Consider the following 15,195-nt stretch of genomic DNA (forward strand, 5'->3'; position numbering starts at 1 on the left):
AAGATATGGGATTGTGGGTTCGTGCGAGTTTTGGTAGTCGAGGACGAAGAACCCCTGGCCGACGCGATCGCCCGTGGCCTGCGCCGCGAGGGCATGGCGGTGGACGTCGCGCTCACGGGTGACGACGGGCACGAGAAGGCCGCCGTCACGCGGTACGACGTCGTGTTGCTGGACCGGGACCTGCCCGGGATGTCCGGGGACGAGCTGTGCCGGGAGATCGTCGCGTCCGGGGAGCTGACCCGGGTGCTGATGCTCACCGCGAGCAGTTCGGTGTCCGACCGCGTCGAAGGGCTTTCCCTCGGCGCCGACGACTACCTCGCGAAGCCGTTCGCCTTCCCCGAGCTGGTCGCCCGCGTCCGGGCGCTCGGGCGCCGGGCCACCCCGGCCGCGCCGCCGCTGCTCACCGCCGGGGACGTCGAGCTGGACCCGGCCAAGCGGACCGTCCGCCGGGCCAGTGGGCCGGTCGAGCTGACGCGCAAGGAGTTCGGCGTCCTCGAGGTCCTGCTGTCGGCCGCCGGGTCGGTGGTCAGCAGCGAAGAGCTGCTCGAACGCGTGTGGGACGAGAACGCCGACCCGTTCACCACGACCGTCCGGGTCACCGTCATGACGCTGCGCAAGAAGCTCGGCGAGCCGGGGATCATCGAGACCGTCGTCGGTTCCGGGTACCGGGTGCCGGAACCCGGCACGCCGCAACGCGCGTGAACCTGCCGGGCACCCGCAGCCTCCGCGTCCGGATCACCCTGCTGGCGACCGTGCTCGTCGCCGCCGTCAGCCTGCTGCTGCTCTGGCTGGCCTGGACGCTCGTCCGGGATTCGCTCGACACCGTGCCGCAGATGCCGCCGGGCAGCACAGTGGTCGTCGACGGCGTCACGGTCGACGCCTCGACGCTCGCCGACCACCTGCGGGTGCACGCCCGCAACCGGATGCTGCTGTTCGGCTCGATCGCGTTCCTGCTCGTGGTCGCGGCCGCGGCGATCCTCGCCTGGACGTTCACCTCCCGCGTCCTGCTCCCGCTGCGCGAGATCACCGGCACCGCGCGGCGGCTGTCGGTCGAGTCGCTGGGGGAGCGGATCGGCGGGGTGCGCCCGCGCGACGAGCTGGCCGTGCTGGCCGAGACGTTCGACGACATGCTCGACCGGCTCCAGGCCGCGTTCGACGCGCAACGCCACTTCGTCGCGAACGCGAGCCACGAGCTGCGGACGCCGTTGTCGGTGATCCGCACGGAACTCGACGTCACCCTCGCCGACGACGACGCCGACGTGGCCGAGCTGCGCCGGATGGGCGGGGTGGTCCGCGACGCGACCGAGCGCGCCGGGCAGCTCGTGAACTCGTTGCTGCTGCTGGCCCGCACGGACGGCGCCGGGCTCGGGGTGCGGGAACCGGTCGACCTGGCCGTCGTGGTCGACCGGGCCTGGCGCGCGGTGCACCGGGAGGCCGAGCACCGCGGCATCCAGGCCGCGTTCACCACCCCGTCGGCCCCGGCGTTCGGCGACCCGGCGCTGCTGGAGCGGATCGCGGGCAACCTGCTGGAGAACGCGGTCCGCCACAATGTCGAAGGCGGCTGGCTGGAGGTCGTGACCCAGCCGGGCTCGCAGTGGTCGATGCTGCGGGTCCGTTCCTCGGGCGGCCTGGTGGACCCGGCGACGGTGGCGGAGCTGTTCGAGCCGTTCCGCCGCGCGGGCGTCGCCCGCACCGCCCGCAACGGCGCCGGCCTGGGCCTGTCCATCGTGCGGGCGGCGGTCCAGGCCCACGGCGGAAGCGTGACGGCGGAACCCATCGTGGGCGGCGGCCTCGGGGTGACCGTCCACCTGCCGGTGCGCTAACGCACGTCCACGAAGATCGGGTTCGCGTACAGCCACAGGTCGTCGAACGGGTTCGCCTGCCCGAGGACGTCCGGCGTGGGCTCGGCGTCGCCGTTCGAGCCGCGGACCCGCGCGTAGAACGGCGCCCGCACGTTGCGGAAGGTGTGGCGGAAGACGACCTGCCGGCCGGGCGCCCAGCTCGGCTCGAACGACTCCACCACCCGCGTGCCCGGCGCCGTCATCGTGTCCGGGTCGCGCACCGGGCCGGTGACCGGGCCCGCGACGACGTCCAACCGGGCCAGGCGCGGGATCGAGCCACCGCCGTTCGGGCGGGACGCGAGCCGCGCGGAGACCACGACCGTCACGTCCGAACCGCGCCGGACCCGCAGGCGGCCGCCCAGCGTCGCCGCGGAGCCGCCGCCGTGCGCGCCGACCTCGAGGGACTGGACCAGGCCGCCGTGCGAGAGCCAGATCCGGCCCGCGCGCAGGCCCTCCAGCACGCCTTCGAGGCTGCGCCGCGTGACGCCGACGTGCGTGCGGCTGAACTCGCCCGGGTGGAAGTCCGCGTACGGCGGGACCAGCTGCGGGACGCCGCTGTCGACCGGGCGGGGTACTTGCCGTGCGTGTCGTACCAGTCGTCCGCCACCGGCGGGCGGACCAGCGTGTCGCCGCGGTTGTAGTGCGAGTCGGAGTTGGTGGTGATCCACCACGGCTTGCCCTCGGCGAGCAGCGAGTCCCAGAGCCCGCCGACCTTCGCCGTCGACCAGTCCCAGCCGCCGTACGTCCGGTAGGCCTCCGGCGGGAAGCCCGGCCACGAGTTCGCGCCCGCGCCGTTGGCGTAGCCGCCGCGCGCGCCGCCGTTGCCGAGCGGCTTCGGGAAGCCGTCGGCCTGCGCGCCGGGTGCGCCCTCCATGCCGATCACGATGTGCGGAGCGGCGTCGCGGTAGGCCCGCAGCTCGTGCGGGGCGACGCGCCCGTTGCGCAGCGGGTGGTTGATCAACACGACCGGGGCGTGGATGCGTTTTGCGCGCTCTTCGTCGGCGAGCCAGCGCAACGCGCGCAATGCGAGTGCCTCGTTCGCCGGGCCCGACGCCTCGGAGTTCGTCAGCCGCCAGTCGAAGGTCCGCTCGAACTCGCGCAGTTTCGCGGCTTGCCGGTCGCCGGCCTGGAAGAACACCGTCGCGTGCTCGGCCCCCGGGACGTTCCACTCCATGCCGTGCCACAGCAGCAGGTCCGGGTACTTCCGCCGGGCGGCGAGGAAGTCCGCCTCGGTCGGCTCGACCGACACCTTCTCGTGCTCGGCGTGGCCGTGGTCGGTGAAGACGATCCAGTCGGCGCCGTGCGCGCGCCCGCCGCGCGCGATCTGGTCGATCCGGTACATCGCGTCGTAGGAGTACTGGCTGTGCGTGTGGTGGTCGCCCACCAGCCACTGGTAGCGGCCGCACAGCCGGCTCAGGTCGACGTCGGGATCGGGGAGGGGGATGCTCGCGGCGGCGGCCGCGAGCCCGGCACCCTTGAGGAACCGGCGTCTGTCGGTGGTCACGCGCGGACGCTAAGCCGCCGGGGTGAACGGGCGGTGTCCCGGCGGCCAACGTGTGCTGTGATCTTGGACGTGGAGGAGAAGCCGCTGGTCCGGGTGCTGGTCCCGGTGATCGCGCTGGCCGCCGCCGTCGGGGTGGGGCTGGCCTTCGGCGTCGCGGCCCTGAAGCGCCCGCCGGACCTGCCGGTGGACACGAACCCGGCGCCGCTGGCCGGCCACACGCTGTGCGCGGCGGTGGTGGTGGTCTTCCCCGCCGACGCCGAGCTGCGGGCGGCGATGCCGGCCGTGCGCGACGACCCGAAGGCGCGGCGGGTGTTCGTCGACCCGCCGTCGGTGTCGCTGCTCGCCGTCCCGGGCACCGACCTGAAGGCGTGGGCGCAGGAGCTGCACGCCCGCTTCCGGAAGGCCGAGCGGGTGACGGTCATCGACTCCGACGCGACGGCGGCGCAGCTGAAACTCACCGCGCCGCCGCCGAAGTGCCCTCGGGAGGGCGAGTACTAGCCGGCCGGAACCGAGGCCACGCCCGGGGCGAGGAACGGCTTGCCGTTCACGCGCTCGGACACGCCGGAGCGGTCCAGGTACGGCGTGATGCCGCCGTTCCAGAACGGCCAGCCCGCGCCGAGGATCAGGCACAGGTCGATGTCCTGCGCCTCGGCGACCACGCCCTCGTCGAGCATGATCCGGATCTCCTCGGCGATCGCGGACAGCGCCCGGTCACGCACCTGCTCCGAAGTGGACGGCTTGTCGCCCTGCGTCCACAGCTCGACGACCTCGGGGTCGGCGGACTGGTTGCCCTGGGAATCCCAGACCCACACGCCCTTCTTGCCCGCCTTGACGAACTTCGCGAGGTTGTCGGACACGGTGAACCGGTCCGGGAACGCCTCGTGCAGCGTCTCGCCGACGTGCAGCGCGATGGCCGGGCCGACGAGCTGCATCAGCGTCAGCGGCGTCATCGGCAGGCCCAGCGGCTCGAGCGCGGAGTCGGCGACCTCGAACGGCGTGCCCTCGTCGACGGTGACCAGCACCTCGCCGAGGAAGCGCAGCAGGAGCCGGTTGACGACGAACGCCGACGCGTCCTTCACCAGCACGCTGGACTTCTTGAGCTGCTTGCCGACCGAGAACGCGGTCGCCAGCGACGCGTCGTCGGTCTGCTCGCCGCGGACGATCTCCAGCAGCGGCAGCACGGCCACCGGGTTGAAGAAGTGGAAGCCGACCACGCGCTCGGGGTGCTGCAGCTTCGACGCCATCGCGGTGATCGACAGCGACGAGGTGTTCGTCGCCAGGATCGCCTCGGGCTTGACGTGCTGCTCCAGCTCGGCGAACACCTGCTGCTTGACGCCCAGCTCCTCGAAGACGGCTTCGATGACGAAGTCGGCGTCGGCGAAGGCGGCCTTGTCGAGCGAGCCGGAGACCAGCGCCTTGAGCCGGTTCGCGCCGTCCGGGGACACGCGCTTCTTGCCCAGGAGCTTGTCGATCTCGGCGTGGACGTAGCCGACACCCTTGTCGACGCGCTCCTGGTCGACGTCGGTCAGCACGACCGGCACCTTCAGGCGGCGCACGAACAGCAGCGCGAGCTGGCTGGCCATCAGGCCGGCGCCGACGATGCCGACCTTGTTCACCTTGCGGGCCAGGTTCTTGTCCGGCGCGCCGGCCGGGCGCTTGGCGCGCTTGTTGACCAGGTTGAACGAGTACAGCCCGGCGCGCAGGACGTCGGACATGAGCAGCTCGGCGAGGCCGTCGGTCTCGGCCGCGTACCCGCGGTCGAGATCGTTCTCGCGGGCCAGCTCCAGCAGCTCGACGGCCTTGGCCGCGCCCGGCGAGGCACCGTGCGTCCGGCCGTCCACAATGGACTTGGCGCGGGCGATCGCGGCGTCCCAGCCGGTACCGCGGTCGATCTCCCGGCGGGCCGGGGTGATCTCGCCGTTGACGACCTTGGCCAGCCACAGCAGCGACTGCTCGAGGTAGTCGGCCGAGCCGAAGACCGCGTCGACGATGCCGAGCTCGGCCGTCTGCTTGACGTTCAGCATCTTGTTCTGCGCCAGGGCGTTCTCGATGATCACCGTGACGGCGGCGTCCGCGCCGATGAGGTTCGGCAGCAGCTGCGTGCCGCCCCAGCCCGGGAACAGGCCGAGGAAGACCTCGGGGAACGCGATCGCGGCGGTGTTCTCCGACAGTGTCCGGTAGTGGCAGGACAGCGCCAGCTCGAGGCCGCCGCCCATGACCGCGCCGTTGATGAACCCGAACGTCGGGATCTTCGTTTCGGTGAGGCGGCGGAACACGTCGTGCCCGGTCTGGGCGATCTCGCGCGCCAGTTTCGGGTCGCTCACGGACTCGACACCCGAGAGGTCGGCGCCGACGGCGAAGATGAACGGCTTGCCGGTGACGGCGATCGCGGCCGGTTCGGCCTCGAACGCCTTGTCCAGCGCGGAGTTCAGGGACACGAGACCCTGCGGGCCGAACGTGTTCGGCCGGGTGTGGTCGTGGCCGTTGTCGAGGGTGATCAGCGCGACGGGCTTGGCGAGCCCGGGCACCTTGACCAGCCGCGTGACGGCGTTCGTGACGACCTCGTCCGGGAACGCGGCCTTCGCTTCTTCAGCGGTGAAAGTCATTACTTCGCCCCCTCGAAGGCCGGGTTCTCCCAGATCACGGTGCCGCCCATGCCGATGCCGATGCACATCGTCGTCATGCCGTACTGCACGTCGGGCCGCTCGGCGAACTGGCGGGCCAGCTGCGTCATGAGCCGGACGCCGGAGGAAGCCAGCGGGTGGCCGCACGCGATGGCCCCGCCCCACTGGTTCACGCGCGGGTCTTCGTCGTCGATGCCGAAGTGGTCGAGGAAGGCCAGCACCTGCACGGCGAAGGCCTCGTTGATCTCGAACAGGCCGATGTCGTCGATGGAGAGACCGGTGCGCTTGAACAGCTTCTCGGTGGCCGGCACCGGGCCGATGCCCATGACCTCCGGCTCGACACCGGCGAAGGAGTAGCCGACCAGCCGCATGGCGACCGGCAGGCCCAGCTCGCGGGCGGTGTCCTCGTCGGCGAGGAGCGAGGCGGTGGCACCGTCGTTGAGGCCGGCCGCGTTGCCCGCGGTGATCCGGCCGTGCGGGCGGAACGGCGTCTTCAGCCCGGCGAGGGTTTCCAGCGTGGTGCCGGGCCGCGGCGGCTCGTCCTCGGTGGCCAGGCCCCAGCCCAGCTCCTTCGAGCGGGTCGCGACCGGGACCAGCTCGGGGCCGATCTTGCCGGTCTTGACGGCTTCGGCGTAGCGCTCCTGGCTGCGCGCGGCGTAGGCGTCGGTGCGCTGCTTGGTGATCGCCGGGAAGCGGTCGTGCAGGTTCTCGGCGGTCTGGCCCATGACGAGCGCGGTCGGGTCGACGAGCTTGTCGGCGATGATCCGCGGGTTCGGGTCGACGCCTTCACCCATCGGGTGGCGGCCCATGTGCTCGACGCCACCGGCGATGGCGATGTCGTAGGCACCGAAGCCGATGCCGGACGCGGCGGTGGTGACGGCGGTCATCGCGCCGGCGCACATGCGGTCGATGGCGAAGCCCGGCACGGACTTCGGCAGCCCGGCGAGCAGCGCGGCGGTCCGGCCGATGGTCAGGCCCTGGTCGCCGATCTGGGTGGTGGCGGCGATGGCCACCTCGTCGACGCGCTCGGGCGGCAGTTCGGGGTGCCGCCGCAGCAGCTCGCGGATGGCGTTGACGACGAGGTCGTCCGCCCGCGTCCCGGCGTAGATGCCCTTGTCGCCGGCCTTGCCGAAGGGGGTCCGTACCCCCTCGACGAAGGCGACGTTTCGCACGCCCCGCGCGTTCGGCGCGAGCGGCGTTGCTGGTGCGGCCACTGGTGCTCCATGAAGTAGAGGTCTTTGACCGCACGATAGCCCTTGTTACCCGTCGGTAACCAGTGGAGTGGCCCGGTCGAGTGGGCTACGGCACACTCTTGGGCGTCCTTCGAGGCCGAGCTGCCGCGTTTCAGGGAGGTGGGGCGACTCCGAGCGCGTCACGATGACGCCAAGCCCCGCCGATCCGGGCCCACGAGGATGGTCCCCTCCGGTCCACTCGAGACCATCCCCGCGAAGATCTCGTCGAACGTCGGTGAATCGAGCACGCACACGGTGTACAGGCTCGGTTTCCCGTCGAGGAGGAACGGCCCGTCCCGCGAGTAGCCGATCGGTCGTCCGCCGCGACCACGAGCTTCTTCGACGTCCGAGAACTCCTCTCCGCACTCCCGCATGATGTTCTTCCACCGGTCGAAGTCGAAGCCGCCGCCGAGGTCGGGACCAGCGAGGTGTCCAGATGAAGTAGCGTCCCGTCGTGAAACAGAGGTCGAGACGCCTTGCTTCGCAGTGGACCCTGAGGAGCCGGTACATCCGGCCGTTGTAGAGGGAATTCTGCCGGCCGAGAGTTCGTTCCAGTTCGCCGTCCTCGCTGGGCTGTGCGCGCTTGGTCAAATGGACTGACTCCAGCGGAATCGGCTCGCAGCGATCAACAGACTTGAGGCGCTGATCGCGAGTGCGACGTCCACGAGTGACCTCCGGCTGTCTCACCCCTGTCGAGATCGGCCCACTCGTCCCGACATCATCGGGGCGTCATCGTCCGCCCCTTCACGAGCCAGGCGACGCCGAAGGCCCACACCGCGGCGCTCTCCAGCCACAGCGCCGGGTGCCAGCCGGGCAGCAGCCGCAGCCAGCTGGTCAGCGCGATCAGCGCCAGCGCGGCCAGGATCACCGCGCCGCAAACGCGGTAGACGATCCCGGTGCCCGGGGGCTGCTCGCCGTCGTGGGGGAACAGGCGCAGGCAGAAGTAGGCCAGCGCGAGGAAGAACACCGCGGCGGACACGAGGTGCAGCACACCCGACGTCCGGTCCCAGGCCGTCACGTCGTGGTCCGGCGTGGTCGGGAACAACGCGAGCCCGATCGCCCCGAGACCGGCGACGCTGCTGGCGACGTTGTCGACGAAGTCGTGACCGTAGTAGGCGAGCAGGAACACCCCGGCCGCGCACATCGAGCCGACGAAGACGTCGCGGACGTCGGTGTAGTAGTAGCCGCTGAGGGAGCCGATCAGGTCGCCGCCCTGGACGAGCTGCTTGCCGAAGATGAGGACGAACGGGAGGGCCAGGCCGATGAGCCCGATGGCGCGCCGCAGGAACAGGTACGAGTGGACGAGCGGGGTCTGGGTCGCCGTGGTCATCGCCGCCTCCGGGGGTCGCTACCCGGTTCATCGGCGTTTTCGAGGCGGGGTTTGAGGCCCGTTACCGTGCCGGGCAGCTGATCGTTACCCGCCGAGGTGTGCCAGCCAGCCGCCCTTCGCCGAAATGTCCGCCGCCCCTTCCGTCGCCGCCGGTTCGCACAGGAAGCCGGGCACCCGTGTGCCGTCCGCCAGCTCCACCTTCCCGATCACCAGCGGCGCGGGAATCCGGGAAACGAACTCGCCGAAGCCCCGCACCGGCAGCTCCCACACCTCCGCCGCGATCGCGACGCCGCCGTCGGCGACCCGCACCAGGCCCGGCTTCGGTGGCACGGTGTCCAGCGCGAACAACCGGTACGACGCCGACGTGGAAACCGGCGAGACGAACCGCCCGCCGCGCGAAGTCAGCTCGTGGTTCAGAGGCTGGCCGCGCAGGTGTGCGCCGACCACGACGATCGGCACCCGCTCGTCGCGCAGCCCGGCCAGCGCGGCCAGCTTCAGGTCGTCGTGCGGGGCGCCGACCAGCATCACGCCGAACGGCCGCCCGGCCACGGTGCCGGCCGGGATCGCCAGTGCGGACAGGCCGAACAGGTTGGTGGAGTTGGTGAACCGGCCCAGGCGGGCGTTGACCGCGACCGGGTCCGCGGCCACCTCGGCGATCGTGGGGTGCTCGGTCGTCGTCGGGAACAGTAGCGCGTCGACGCCGGCCAGCGCGGCCAGTGCTTCGGCGCGCAACGCGGCCAGCTTCGCCTGGTCCGCGAACAGCCGGTGCGCGGGGATGTCGCGGGCGCCGGTGATGATGCCGTGCACCACCGGGTCGACGGACTCCGGGTGCGCGTCCAGGAATTCGCCGACCGCCGTGTAGCGCTCGGCCACGAAAGCACCGCCGTACAACAACTGCGCGGCTTCCAGGAAGGCCGATGTGTCCACAGTGGTCACTTCGGCGCCCGCCGCGGCGTAGGCTTCGACGGAGGCCGCGAAGGCGTCCGCCCAGCCGTCGGCGAGGGGACCCAGGTGGTCGGGCACACCCAGCCGGAACCGTCCCGTGTGGACCTGCGCGGGCTCGGCCAGGCAGGTCAGCGCGAACGACGCCTCCTCGACCGTCCGCGCGAACAGCGACACGCAGTCGATGCTCGCGCACGCGGGCACCACGCCCTCGGCCGGCAGCAGCCCGGGCGTCGGCTTGAGCCCGACGATCCCGTTGAACGCCGCCGGCACCCGGCCCGATCCCGCGGTGTCGGTGCCCAGGGCCAGGTCGACGATCCCCAGCGACACCGCCACCGCGGACCCCGAACTCGACCCGCCGGAGACGTACGCCGGGTCGACGGCGTTGCGCACCGCGCCGTACGGGCTGCGCGTCCCGACCAGGCCGGTCGCGAACTGGTCCAGGTTGGTCGTGCCGAGCACCAGCGCGCCGGCCTCCCGCAGCCGCGCGACGACCGGGGCGTCGGCTTCCGGCTTGTACGCGTACGCCGGGCAGCCCGCCGTGGTCGGCAGCCCGGCGACGTCGATGTTGCCCTTGACCGCGACGAGCTTGCCGTACAGCGGCCGCCCGCGTGCTTCCAGCGCGGCGGCCTCGGCCAGGACCTCGGCTTCGGGCCGCAGGTCGATCCAGATCTCCGGCCGGTCCACCTGCTCGATCCGGCGGTACGCCGCGCGCACCCGTTCGACGAGGCTCATCCGAGCACCACCAACGGCGTTCCGGGCGCCACCTGGTCGCCGGGGGACACGAGCACTTCGACCACCTCACCGCTCGCCGGCGCGGGGATCCGCGCCTCCGTCTTCATCGCTTCCAGTGTCACCAGCGACTGCGCGTCCTCGACGCGCTCGCCCGCGGTGACGTCGACCCGCCACACGGTCGCCGCGAAGGGCGCCTCGACGACGTGCCCGCCCGGCGGTGCCTCGACGCGCGCCGGGGGCCGGGTGACTGGCTCCGGTTTCGGGTCGAACTCGCCCGCCGCGGCCCACGCCTTCCGCTCCGCCTCGAACGCGGCCGCCTGCGTCGCCCGGAACGCCGAGATGCTGTCGGCGTTGGCCGCCAGGAACTCCTCGTAGTCGGCCAGCGCGAAGGTGCCTTCGGTCGTGTCGAGCGCCAGCTGGCCGGAAGCGCTTTGCGCGCGCAGGTCCAGGAGTTCCTCGGCGGACACCGGGTACCAGGAGATCCGGTCGAAGAACCGCAGGCACCACGGCTGGTCGCCGCCGTGCCAGCTGTTCCACACCTGCGTGGTCCGCCCGACGAACTGGTAGCCGCCCGGGCCTTCCATGCCGTAGATGCAGAGGTAGGCGCCGCCGATGCCGACGGAGTTCTCCGCCGTCCACGTCCGCGCCGGGTTGTACTTCGTCGTGACCAGGCGGTGGCGCGGGTCGAGCGGCGTCGCGACCGGCGCGCCGAGGTAGACGTCGCCGAGGCCCAGCACCAGGTATTCGGCGTCGAACACCGTCCGGTAGACGTCGTCCACACTGGACAGACCGTTGACGCGCCGGATGAACTCGATGTTCCACGGGCACCACGGCGCGTCGTCGCGGACGCCCGTCATGTACCGCTCGATCGCCTCGCGCGTGGCCGGGTCGTCCCACGACAGCGGCAGCCGGACGCGGCGGCTGGGCACCACGAGGTCGTGCGTGGGCGGCAGGTCCCGTTCCAGCTCTCGCACCAGCCCGAGCGCCTTGCCGACCGGCAGCGCGTCCGGGTCGACGTGCACCTGCAGCGACCGGATGCCCGGCGTCAGGTCGACGATCCCCGGCACACCTTCGGCCGCGAGCCGCTCGGCCAGCGCGTGCACCCGCATCCGCAGCGCCAGGTCGAGCTTCATTTCGCCGTACTCGACGAGCAGGTTGTCGTCCCCGCTGCGGCGGTAGGTGACCGGTGGCTCTCCGTCCGAAGCGGACAGTCGCGCGAGGACGCCGCCGTCGTCGCGCGCGGGCCGGCTCGGTTCGACCGCCGTCGCGGGCCGGGTCCGCAGCGCCGCCGCGTGGTCGGTGCCGATCGGCACGAACCGCACGGTGTCGCCCGGGCGCAGCTGCCCGAGCTTCCACCGCTCGCCGGTGGCGACCGTCGCCGGGCAGACGAACCCGCCCAGGCTGGGCCCGTCCGGGCCGAGCAGGATCGGCAGGTCGCCGGTGTAGTCGACGGCGCCGATCGCGTACGGCGTGTCGTGGATGTTCGACGGGTGCAGGCCGGCCTCGCCGCCGTCGGGCCGCGCCCACTTCGGCCGCGGCCCGACGAGGCGGACGCCGGTGCGGGCCGAGTTGAAGTGCACCTGCCAGTCGGTGGCGTAGAAGGTGTCGACGTCGCCGGTGGTGAAGAACTCCGGTGCCGCGTGCGGTCCTTCGAGCGCGCCGATCGTCCAGTGGCCGGCGAAGCCCGGCCGCTCGGCGACCGGGCCCGCCACGGGATCCGCGGGCGCCGGGCCGGGCCGCAGGACGTCGCCCGCGGCCAGCGCGCGGCCGCCGTGGCCGCCGAACTTCCCGAGGGTGAACGTCGCCGCGCTGCCGAGGAACGCCGGGACGTCGATGCCGCCGCGGACGAGCACGTAGCTGCGCAACCCGGCTGTGCACGCGCGGACGTCCAGGGTGGCTCCGGCGGGTACTTCGACCGGTGCCCACAACGGTGCTTCGGTGCCGTCGACGAGGACGGTCGTCGGCGCGCCGGTGACGCACACCTGCGTGGCGTGCGAGAACCGCAGCGTGACACCGTCCACAGTGCACTCCAGGCCGGGCGCGCCCTCGGGGTTGCCGAGGGCGAGGTTGCCCAGCCGCAGCGAAAGGTCGTCCATCGGGCCGCTCGGCGGCACCCCGACGGGCCAGAACCCGATGCGGCCCGGCCAGTCCTGCACGGTGGTCATCGTTCCGCCGCGCACGACGTCGATCTGGGGCTCGTCGTCCGCGATGTCGTCCAAAGTGGACGTGTCGTGGGCGGCCGAGCCGAACGCCGCGTCGGCGGCCGCCGCGCGCAGCTGCCCGAGGTTGGTCCGGACGCCGTCGACGCGGGTCGCGGCGAGCGCGTCGCGGAGGTTCGCCAGCGCGGCCGCGCGGTCGGTGCCGGTGCAGATCACCTTGGCCAGCAACGGGTCGTAGTGCGTGGTCACGGTGGTGCCCGGCTCGACCCAGGTGTCCACCCGGGTGCCGGCCGGGAACTCCGCCCGCGTCACGAGCCCGGAGCTGGGCCGGTGCCCGGCGTTCGGGTCCTCGGCGTACACGCGGGCTTCGACGGCGTGGCCGCGCGCGACCGGCGTCGCGCGGAACATCGCGCGGTCGCCCTGGGCGAGCCGCAGCATCCAGGCGACCAGGTCGACGCCGTACACCGCCTCGGTGACCGGGTGCTCGACCTGCAGCCGGGTGTTGACCTCGAGGAACGCCGCCTCGCCGCGGCCGGGGTCGTAGACGTACTCGACCGTGCCCGCCGAGCGGTACCGGACCGACGAGCACAGCGCGACGGCCGATTCGACGAGCTGCTTGCGGACGGTTTCGGGCAGGTCCGGTGCCGGGCACTCCTCGACGACCTTCTGGTTGCGCCGCTGCAGCGAGCAGTCCCGCGTGCCCAGCGCCATGACTTCGCCGAAGCCGTCGCCGAACACCTGGACCTCGACGTGCCGCGCGCGGGTCACCAGCCGTTCCAGGAAGACGCCGGAACTCGCGAAGCTCTTGGCCGCGACGCTGCGGACGGTGTCCCAGGCGGCGCGCAGTTCTTCGGGGGAGGCGCAGGCACGCATGCCGATGCCGCCCCCGCCACCGGTCGCCTTGAGCATCACCGGGTAGCCGATGTCGTCCGCGCGCGCCAGTGCCTCGTCCACATCGGACAGCAGGCCGGTGCCGGCCAGCAGCGGCACGCCCGCCGCGATCGCCGCCTCGCGCGCGGTGTGCTTGCTGCCGAACACTTCCAGGTGCTCCGGCGACGGACCGGCGAACGCGATCCCGGCGTCTTCGCAGGCTCGCGCGAACGCCGCGTCCTCCGAGAGGAAGCCGTAGCCGGGGTGGATCGCGTCGCAGCTGGTGTCGAGGGCGGCCTGGACGATCGCGCCGGCCCGCAGGTAGCTCTCCGCCGCGGGGGCCGGACCGAGCCGCACGGCCCGGTCGGCGAGCCGCACGTGCGGGGACAGGCGGTCGGCGTCGGAGTGCACGGCGACGGTTTCGAGACCCAGTTCCCGGGCGCTGCGGAGGATCCGGACCGCGATCTCGCCGCGGTTGGCGACGAGCAGCCTCACTCGCCGCCCCCGGCCGAGGTGACGATCATGCGCACCGGCGTCGGGTCGAACCCGTTGCAGGGGTTGTTGATCTGCGGGCAGTTCGAGACCAGGACGAGCACGTCGGTCTCCGCGCGCAGCCGGACTTCCATTCCCGGCGCGGAAATGCCGTCGACGATGCCGAGCGTGCCGTCTTCTTCGACCGGCACGTTCATGTACCAGTTGACGTTGCTGACCAGGTCGCGCTTGCCCAGCCCCCACTTCGCGCCTTCGCTGAGGAAGTTCTCGACGCAGGCGTGCTGGTACCGGGTGTGCTGGCCGTAGCGGAGGCTGTTGGACTCCTTGCTGCACGCGCCGCCGAGCGTGTCGTGGCGGCCGCAGGTGTCGGCGACGACGGTGAGCAGCGGCGCACTTTCCTGGGTGCGCAGCACGCTGCCGGTGGTGAGGAAGATGCTGCCCTGCGCGGCGATCGTCGCGGCCGCGCTGTAGCGCTTCGCCGTGTCGTTCGCGTCGTAGCAGAGGAAGTCGACGGCCTGGTTGCCGCCGAGGTCGACGATCGTCAGCTCCTGGCCCCGCTTGAGCACCGTGGAGAACGGCGCTCGCGCGGGCACGTCGAAGGTCAGCTCCAGCTGCGAACGGTAGGCGGTGCTCATGCGATCCCCCGTGCGGTCAGGTAGTCGGCGGTGTTCTCGAACGCGCGCCGGGCTTCGGGTGAGTGCCTCCACTCCGGACTGTCCGGAGTGGAGGGGCGGTCGCGCCAGGCGAGGACTTCGAGGTTCGTCGCGGTGTAGCCCGGGCGCGGGTCCACCGGGTGCGGCACGTTGGCGATCAGCACGATCGACGGGATTTCGATCCGCAGGTCGAGGGACTTCCCGGCGCCCGCGGAGCCGGTGAACTCCAGTGCGCCTTCGGGCTGGACGCGCACGCCCTGGAAGAACGACAGGCTCGGCGGCAGATCACGCGGCCCGAGCCCGTTCTTCGCCGCGGCCAGGGTGAACAGCGGCAGGCCCGCGGGGGAGGGGCCCTGCGGGGCGCCGTCGCCGTAGCGCTCGGTGTTGCCGTCCACAGTGGACGTCCCGCAGAGCGCGTCGTGGCGGCCGCTGCCGTCCTCGACGATCGTGGCGAGCACGCGGGCCTGGTCGGACAGCAGCGCCACCTTCTCGCCGAGGTAGGCGTTCCACTGCACCTTCACCGTGTCGGCGACGTTCAGCCGTTCCCACGGCTGGTCGGCGTTGAACAACAGCACGTGCGCGCAGGCGTCGCCCTCGACGTCGGTCAGCCGCAGCCGGGTGCCCCGGGCCAGCACCTTGTGCGTGTACCCGCCGCCGGCGACGGTCTCGGCCCAGGTCAGCGCCTCGGGAGCCACCCCGGGCACGGTGCCCGGCCAGGTACTCGCCGGGATCGACGGCATCGTTTCGACCACGGTGCCGGCCTGGGCCCGGGCGTGGTCCCGGGCGCCGTAGGTGGTGGCGGTGGTGCTCATG

11 protein-coding genes and 1 pseudogene are annotated in these 15,195 nt (G+C 72.3%); 3 read left to right on the top strand and 9 right to left on the bottom strand.

All coding sequences use genetic code 11. The features are described from left to right. The first annotated feature begins 21 nt into the window (after positions 1 to 21). Both AB0B33_RS05460 and AB0B33_RS05465 read left to right on the top strand, forming a co-directional pair. Positions 22 to 702 carry a response regulator transcription factor gene (locus AB0B33_RS05460; RefSeq protein WP_247011794.1) on the top strand — a complete coding sequence of 227 codons (681 nt, stop codon included), beginning with the start codon at positions 22 to 24 and terminating at the stop codon, positions 700 to 702. Further along, positions 699 to 1,823 carry a HAMP domain-containing sensor histidine kinase gene (locus AB0B33_RS05465; protein WP_360767175.1) on the top strand — a complete coding sequence of 375 codons (1,125 nt, stop codon included), beginning with the start codon at positions 699 to 701 and terminating at the stop codon, positions 1,821 to 1,823. Before AB0B33_RS05460 ends, AB0B33_RS05465 begins: the two co-directional genes overlap by 4 nt. On the opposite strand, the pseudogene AB0B33_RS05470 reads toward AB0B33_RS05465, so the two are convergent. Continuing rightward, a pseudogene (locus AB0B33_RS05470) lies at positions 1,820 to 3,345 on the bottom strand (twin-arginine translocation signal domain-containing protein). The gene AB0B33_RS05465 and the pseudogene AB0B33_RS05470 sit on opposite strands and share 4 nt — an antisense overlap. Before the next feature lie 57 nt (positions 3,346 to 3,402). Here AB0B33_RS05470 and AB0B33_RS05475 point away from each other — a divergent pair. Continuing rightward, positions 3,403 to 3,843 (top strand): hypothetical protein, encoded by a 441-nt coding sequence (locus tag AB0B33_RS05475; RefSeq protein ID WP_247011791.1) that lies wholly within the window; start codon positions 3,403 to 3,405, stop codon positions 3,841 to 3,843. On the opposite strand, the gene AB0B33_RS05480 is transcribed toward AB0B33_RS05475, so the two are convergent. The 8 genes from AB0B33_RS05480 to AB0B33_RS05515 form a co-directional block, all read right to left on the bottom strand. Continuing rightward, a complete protein-coding gene (locus AB0B33_RS05480) occupies positions 3,840 to 5,951 on the bottom strand; it encodes a 3-hydroxyacyl-CoA dehydrogenase NAD-binding domain-containing protein (protein ID WP_360767178.1) in 2,112 nt (703 codons plus the stop codon). The genes AB0B33_RS05475 and AB0B33_RS05480 overlap by 4 nt on opposite strands. Beyond that, a complete protein-coding gene (locus AB0B33_RS05485; RefSeq protein WP_247025215.1) occupies positions 5,951 to 7,141 on the bottom strand; it encodes a thiolase family protein in 1,191 nt (396 codons plus the stop codon). The genes AB0B33_RS05480 and AB0B33_RS05485 overlap by 1 nt, the downstream gene beginning before the upstream one ends. Positions 7,142 to 7,341: 200 nt before the next feature. Beyond that, the gene (locus AB0B33_RS05490) at positions 7,342 to 7,575 is read right to left on the bottom strand and encodes a hypothetical protein (protein ID WP_360767181.1); all 234 of its coding nucleotides are present in this window, start codon (positions 7,573 to 7,575) and stop codon (positions 7,342 to 7,344) included. Positions 7,576 to 7,919: 344 nt separating this feature from the next. After that, positions 7,920 to 8,531 carry a DUF998 domain-containing protein gene (locus AB0B33_RS05495; RefSeq protein WP_360767184.1) on the bottom strand — a complete coding sequence of 204 codons (612 nt, stop codon included), beginning with the start codon at positions 8,529 to 8,531 and terminating at the stop codon, positions 7,920 to 7,922. A gap of 84 nt (positions 8,532 to 8,615) precedes the next feature. Then, on the bottom strand, positions 8,616 to 10,208 hold the full coding sequence (locus tag AB0B33_RS05500; protein ID WP_360767187.1) for an allophanate hydrolase: 1,593 nt from the start codon (positions 10,206 to 10,208) through the stop codon (positions 8,616 to 8,618). Continuing rightward, positions 10,205 to 13,732 (bottom strand): urea carboxylase, encoded by a 3,528-nt coding sequence (gene uca / locus AB0B33_RS05505; RefSeq protein ID WP_360767191.1) that lies wholly within the window; start codon positions 13,730 to 13,732, stop codon positions 10,205 to 10,207. Before uca ends, AB0B33_RS05500 begins: the two co-directional genes overlap by 4 nt. Next, entirely contained in the window at positions 13,729 to 14,364 is a 636-nt protein-coding gene (locus AB0B33_RS05510; protein ID WP_247011782.1) for an urea amidolyase associated protein UAAP2, read from the bottom strand. Before AB0B33_RS05510 ends, uca begins: the two co-directional genes overlap by 4 nt. Continuing rightward, positions 14,361 to 15,194: an urea amidolyase associated protein UAAP1 gene (locus AB0B33_RS05515; RefSeq protein WP_360767194.1), complete on the bottom strand. Its 834-nt coding sequence runs from the start codon at positions 15,192 to 15,194 to the stop codon at positions 14,361 to 14,363. Before AB0B33_RS05515 ends, AB0B33_RS05510 begins: the two co-directional genes overlap by 4 nt. Position 15,195 lies beyond the last annotated feature (1 nt).

This window comes from Amycolatopsis sp. NPDC049159, from assembly GCF_040648295.1.
GTDB classification, from domain to species: Bacteria; Actinomycetota; Actinomycetes; order Mycobacteriales; family Pseudonocardiaceae; genus Amycolatopsis; species Amycolatopsis pretoriensis_A.

Excerpts from the sequence above, each read along its gene's own strand:
- AB0B33_RS05490 (WP_360767181.1), bottom strand. The coding sequence starts at position 7,575 with ATGCGGGAGTGCGGAGAGGAGTTCTCGGACGTCGAAGAAGCTCGTGGT.
- AB0B33_RS05510 (WP_247011782.1), bottom strand. The coding sequence starts at position 14,364 with ATGAGCACCGCCTACCGTTCGCAGCTGGAGCTGACCTTCGACGTGCCC.
- AB0B33_RS05500 (WP_360767187.1), bottom strand. The coding sequence starts at position 10,208 with ATGAGCCTCGTCGAACGGGTGCGCGCGGCGTACCGCCGGATCGAGCAG.
- AB0B33_RS05480 (WP_360767178.1), bottom strand. The coding sequence starts at position 5,951 with ATGACTTTCACCGCTGAAGAAGCGAAGGCCGCGTTCCCGGACGAGGTC.
- AB0B33_RS05515 (WP_360767194.1), bottom strand. The coding sequence starts at position 15,194 with ATGAGCACCACCGCCACCACCTACGGCGCCCGGGACCACGCCCGGGCC.
- AB0B33_RS05495 (WP_360767184.1), bottom strand. The coding sequence starts at position 8,531 with ATGACCACGGCGACCCAGACCCCGCTCGTCCACTCGTACCTGTTCCTG.